The 5,219-nt window shown below is 65.0% G+C and carries 6 protein-coding genes and 1 pseudogene; 4 read left to right on the forward strand and 3 right to left on the reverse strand.

Annotation, left to right across the window (positions count from 1 at the left end):
* Positions 1 to 81: 81 nt before the first annotated feature.
* Positions 82 to 839 (forward strand): annotated as a pseudogene (locus M529_RS48400) (IS5 family transposase).
* A gap of 13 nt (positions 840 to 852) precedes the next feature.
* Here M529_RS48400 and M529_RS35635 read toward each other — a convergent pair.
* Positions 853 to 1,119: a hypothetical protein gene (locus M529_RS35635; protein ID WP_021317181.1), complete on the reverse strand. Its 267-nt coding sequence runs from the start codon at positions 1,117 to 1,119 to the stop codon at positions 853 to 855.
* Between the two features lie 133 nt (positions 1,120 to 1,252).
* Positions 1,253 to 2,365, reverse strand: a complete 1,113-nt coding sequence (wecB, locus tag M529_RS35640; RefSeq protein ID WP_021317183.1) for a non-hydrolyzing UDP-N-acetylglucosamine 2-epimerase — start codon at positions 2,363 to 2,365, stop codon at positions 1,253 to 1,255.
* 168 nt (positions 2,366 to 2,533) lie between these two features.
* On the opposite strand from wecB, the gene M529_RS35645 reads away from it, so the two are divergent.
* Positions 2,534 to 3,853, forward strand: coding sequence for a UDP-glucose dehydrogenase family protein (locus M529_RS35645; RefSeq protein ID WP_021317184.1), 1,320 nt, complete (start codon positions 2,534 to 2,536; stop codon positions 3,851 to 3,853).
* Positions 3,850 to 3,972: a hypothetical protein gene (locus tag M529_RS50585; RefSeq protein ID WP_021318028.1), complete on the forward strand. Its 123-nt coding sequence runs from the start codon at positions 3,850 to 3,852 to the stop codon at positions 3,970 to 3,972. Before M529_RS35645 ends, M529_RS50585 begins: the two co-directional genes overlap by 4 nt.
* A gap of 10 nt (positions 3,973 to 3,982) precedes the next feature.
* Here the strand turns inward: M529_RS50585 and M529_RS35650 are convergent, their stop codons facing one another.
* On the reverse strand, positions 3,983 to 4,831 hold the full coding sequence (locus M529_RS35650; RefSeq protein WP_021318029.1) for an ABC transporter permease: 849 nt from the start codon (positions 4,829 to 4,831) through the stop codon (positions 3,983 to 3,985).
* 115 nt (positions 4,832 to 4,946) lie between these two features.
* Between M529_RS35650 and M529_RS35655 the strand changes: the two genes are divergently transcribed.
* Positions 4,947 to 5,219 (forward strand): GcrA family cell cycle regulator (locus M529_RS35655; RefSeq protein ID WP_021318030.1); only part of this gene is annotated, 273 nt, incomplete at its 3' end.

Here is a 5,219-nt window from a genome sequence, read left to right on the forward strand (position 1 = left end):
CTAGGGCGGATCGACATTTAGGATTCCCAAGCGAGAGGCTGTCTGATTCATGGGGTTCCGTGTTATGGCACGGAGCGGGTGATGGGCATCAAGCGATACGAGTTGAGCGATGGGCAGTGGCAGCGGATCGAGCCGTTGCTGCCTGGCAAGGCGGGGGATCGTGGCCGGACGGGATCGGATAACCGATTGTTCGTGAACGGTTGTTTGTGGGTGCTACGGTCGGGCGCCCACTGGTGCGATCTTCCGGAACGCTATGGCAAGTGGAAGACGGTGCACAGGCGGTTCAGCCGCTGGTGCCATGCCGGGGTATGGGAGCGAGTGTTTGCCTCGCTGGTGGCCGACCGCGACAATCAGTATCTGATGCTCGATAGCACCATCGTTCGTGCCCACCAGCAGGCGGCGAGCGGGAAAGGGGGGCCTGCGACCAGGCGCTGGGGCGTTCCCGAGGCGGGCTGACCACCAAGATCCACATGCTCGCCGACACGTTCGGCCGGCCGCTGCGCTTTATCGTCACCGCCGGCCAGGTCGGCGACATTACCACTGCACCGGCCTTGCTCAACGGCCTGCAGGCCGAGGCCGTGCTTGCCGATAAAGCCTACGACAGCAATGCCTTACGCGCACTGATCGCCGATATGGACGCCATCGCGGTGATCCCGTCGAACCGCTGCCGCAAGGCCGTAATCCCCCACGATGTCGCCATCTACAAGCATCGCAACCAGATCGAGCGATGCTTCAACAGGCTCAAGCACTACCGCCGCTTCGCCACCCGATATGAACGCCGAACCATCCACTTCACCGGCTTCATACACCTCGCCGCCGCCATGATCTGGCTACAATAAATGTCGATCCGCTCTAGCGGTAGCGGGGCACGGGCTGGCGCGCCATGTGCATGGGCGACCGCACGACCGTGGCGGTGATGATCTTCGCCTTCATGAGGGTACGCACCCGATCGGCCCCGTCTGGATTGAGCAGCACGACGCGCGTGCCGCCCGAAGTGAGCGGCTCGATCACCGAGATGGCGACATTGTGCTTGGCGCAGAGCGCCTCCACATCGGCCACGGCGGCATCGAGGTTGATCGCGCGGCTCATGCGGCGGAACCGATGGCGTGGAAAGGACATGAAGGGGACATGGGGACGCTCCTTGCTTGGCAAGCGGGAGCGCGATGGTCTCTCGGTCGGGGCGAAGGCTTGCAGGCGGAATTTCGCGGCGATGGCCGATCCCTAGCAGGTCGGGGCCGATGCGTCGCGTTTATTATGTGCCCGCAATGACATCGGCGATCCGCTCTGCCGCTTGGCCATCGCCGAAGGGATTGTGGGCGCGCGCCATGGCGTCATAGGCGTCTTCGTCGTCCAGCAGGCCCAGCACCTCGCGCACGATCAGCGCGCGGTCGGTGCCGACGAGCTTCGCCGTGCCGGCTTCCACGCCCTCCGGTCGCTCGGTCGTTTCGCGCATCACCAGCACGGGCTTGCCGAGCGAAGGGGCTTCTTCCTGCACGCCGCCGCTGTCGGTGAGGACCAAGTGGCACATGTCCAGCAACCGCACGAAATGGGGATAGTCGAGCGGCTCGATCATCGCGACGTTGGGCAGGTCGCCCAGCACGGCGTCCATGACCGGGCGGACATTGGGGTTGGGGTGGACGGGGAAGATCACCGCCACGTCCGGGCGGGCGGCGACGTCGGCGATCGAGCGGGCGATCGCCTCCATGCCGCCGCCGAAATTCTCCCGCCTGTGACTGGTGACGGCGACGATCCGCTTGCCGGCGAAGCGTGCGGCGAGATGATCGAGGCCGCTCGCCAACCTGGGATCGGCCACCACCCGGTCGCGGGTCGCGAGCAGCGCGTCGATCACGGTGTTGCCGGTGATGTGGATGCTGGCGGGATCGCGATTTTCCGCGCGCAGTGCCTCGGCGGCGGCCTGGGTCGGGGCGAAGTTCATGTCGGCGATGCAGGCGACGACGCGGCGGTTCACTTCCTCCGGCCAGGGATGGTGGATGTCGCCGCTGCGCAGGCCCGCCTCGACATGGCCGACCGGGATCTTGCGGTAATAGGCCGCGAGGCTCGCCACCATCGTGGTCAGCGTGTCGCCATGGACGAGGATGCGATCGGGCTTTTCAGCGTCGAACGCCTTGCCCAGCTCGACGATCAGCTTGGCCGTCAGCCCGTCGAGCGTCTGGTTGGGCACCATGACGTCGAGGTCGATGTCCGGCACGACCCCGGCAATGGCGAGCACCTGATCGAGCAGGCCGCGATGCTGCGCCGTCACGATGACGCGCGTGTCGATGCCTGGCCGGGCACGCAGGGCGTGGACCACCGGGAACATCTTGATCGCTTCCGGCCGGGTACCGAACACCAGCGCAACCTTCATGAAACCGTTCCTTTGCCTTCCCGTACCTGCCCAATGGACTCTCGCAGAAAATGGTAACCAGCTACTGAACGCCGACAAATGTCTTGCTGCAATGCGGCGAATTGTAATGTTACGAACCTATGCTAGAGGACTGTTGCAGTCTTCATCGAGCGGGAGCCGGAACTTCTTATGAAAATCACGATGATCGGCACGGGCTATGTGGGTTTGGTGTCAGGGGCGTGTTTTGCGGATTTTGGTCACGACGTGGTGTGCGTGGACAAGGACGCGGGGAAGATTGCGGCGATCGAATCGGGTCGGATGCCGATATACGAGCCTGGGCTGGACCATCTGGTGGGGAGCAATGCGGCGGCGGGCCGCTTGAGCTTCACGACGGACCTTGGCGAGGGGGTGAAGGGCGCGGACGCGATCTTCATCGCGGTGGGGACGCCGTCGCGCCGGGGAGACGGGCATGCGGACCTGTCCTATGTCTATGCGGCGGCCAAGGAGATCGCGGCGGCGGTGGATGGCCCGACGGTGATCGTGACCAAGTCGACGGTGCCCGTCGGCACGGGCGACGAGGTGGAGCGGATCGTGCGCGAGGCGCGGAGCGACGTGGAGATCGCGGTGGTTTCCAACCCCGAGTTCCTGCGCGAGGGCGCGGCGATCGGCGATTTCAAGCGGCCCGACCGGGTGGTGGTGGGCACCACCGGCGACCAGCGCGCGATCGACGTGATGGCGCAGATCTACCGGCCGCTGAACCTCAACCAGGCGCCGGTGATGTTCACCGGGCGGCGCACCGCCGAACTCATCAAATATGCCGCCAACGCCTTCCTCGCCACCAAGATCACCTTCATCAACGAGATGGCGGACCTGTGCGAGGCGGTGGGCGCCGAGGTGCAGGACGTGGCGCGCGGCATTGGCCTCGACAACCGCATCGGTTCCAAGTTCCTCCATGCCGGGCCCGGCTATGGCGGCTCCTGCTTTCCCAAGGACACGCTGGCCCTGGTCAAGACCGGCCAGGACCATGACGCCCCGATCCGCATCGTCGAGACGGTGGTGCAGGTCAACGACCTCAGGAAGCGCGCCATGGGCCGCAAGATCGTCAAGGCGCTCGGCGGCGAGGCCCGCGGCAAGACCGTCGCCCTGCTCGGCCTCACCTTCAAGCCCAACACCGACGACATGCGCGACGCCCCCAGCATCGCCATCGTCCAGGCGCTCGAAGATGCCGGCGCCACCATCGTCGCCTATGATCCCGAGGGCATGGACGTCGCCGCACCGCTGATGCCACAGGTCACCATGGCAAAGGACGCCTATGAGGCCGCCAAAGGCGCCGACGCGCTCGTCCTCGTCACCGAATGGGACGCCTTCCGCGCCCTCGATCTCAAGCGCCTCGCCGCCTCCATGAACCAGCCAACCCTCGTCGACCTGCGCAACATATACCCCATTCAGGAAGCCCAAAACGCCGGCTTCACCCTCTCTCGCGTCGGCGGAAAAGGTACCGAAAAGTGAAGAAATGGGACACGGGGTCGGCCGTCCGGTCGATCCCGCGCCCGCACCATTGGATGCTGGCAGCGGGCGCGTTGGTGCTTCTGGGACAGGTCGTGCCGATCCTGGCCGGGCTGCTTTAGCGGAACAATTCTAGGCCTTCAGCTTCCAGCCCTTCTTCAGGAGCATATAGCACAGCACGCCCAGCGCCGTGTTGAGCGTCACCAGCACGAGACTGCCCACCAGGACGTTTCCGTCCGCCGCGGCAACGAAGCCGTAGCGGAATCCCGAAATCGCATAGAAGAAGGGGTTGGCTTGGCTGATCGCCTGGAACAGCGGAGACAGCCGGTCGATCGAATAGAAGGTGCCCGACAGCAGGGTCATCGGCCCGATCACGAAATTGGTGATGGCTGCGGCATGATCGAACTTTTCCGCCCAAATCGACGTCAACACGCCGATGAAGGCGGTAAGCCCCGCCCCCATCAGCCCGAACCAGAGGATTGCCCAGGGATGGGCGGGCATCACATGCACACCCGGCCACAGCGCCATCGCCACCCACAGAGCGAGGCCCACGGCGAAGGCGCGCGTCACGCCCGCCGCGACCAGAGCGAAGAGCAGTTCCGCATGCGAGATCGGCGGCATCAGATAGTCGATCAGCGTACCCTGCATCTTGCCCGCAAGCAGCGAGAAGCTGCTGTTCGCGAAGGAATTGTTCATCATCCCCATGATCATGAGACCGGGCGCGATAAAGTCGGCGAAGGGCACGCCCAGCACCTGCCGGTTGGCGCCGCCCAGCGCCACGGTGAAGATCACCAGGAACATCAGCGTGGTCACGGCGGGCGCCCAGATCGTCTGAAGCTGCACCTTCATGAAGCGGCGGACTTCCTTGCGGTAGAGCGCGCGCATCCCCGCCCAGTTGATGGCGCGGATGACCATCTCGCCCGGCTCGTGGAAGGGCGTTGCGACAGGGGTGGACGACGTGATTTTGGACTGGTCGTTCATGGGCGGATCGACTATCGGCTGGAGGCAAGCGCCACAAGGGCACCGGTACGGATTTGCACCCGCGCGGATGCTTCCCCATATAGGGTGCATATCTGAGAATGTGAGGAGTTTTTCATTGTCCTGGACCGATGAGCGTATCGATCAGCTCAAGGCGATGTGGGAACGGGGGCTGACCGCCAGTCAGATTGCCGACGAGCTGGGCGGCGTGAGCCGCAATGCGGTGATCGGCAAGGCGCACCGCCTGGGCCTTCAGTCGCGCCCCTCGCCGGTGAAGGCGAACGAGGCGCCCAAGAAGGCGGCACCTGCCCGCAAGCCTGCCCCCGTCACAACCGCGCCCGTGGTGGAAGCACCCAAGCCAGCCGCCGCACCTGTCGCGGAAGCCCCGGTG

This window comes from Sphingobium ummariense RL-3 (assembly GCF_000447205.1).
GTDB classification, from domain to species: Bacteria; Pseudomonadota; Alphaproteobacteria; order Sphingomonadales; family Sphingomonadaceae; genus Sphingobium; species Sphingobium ummariense.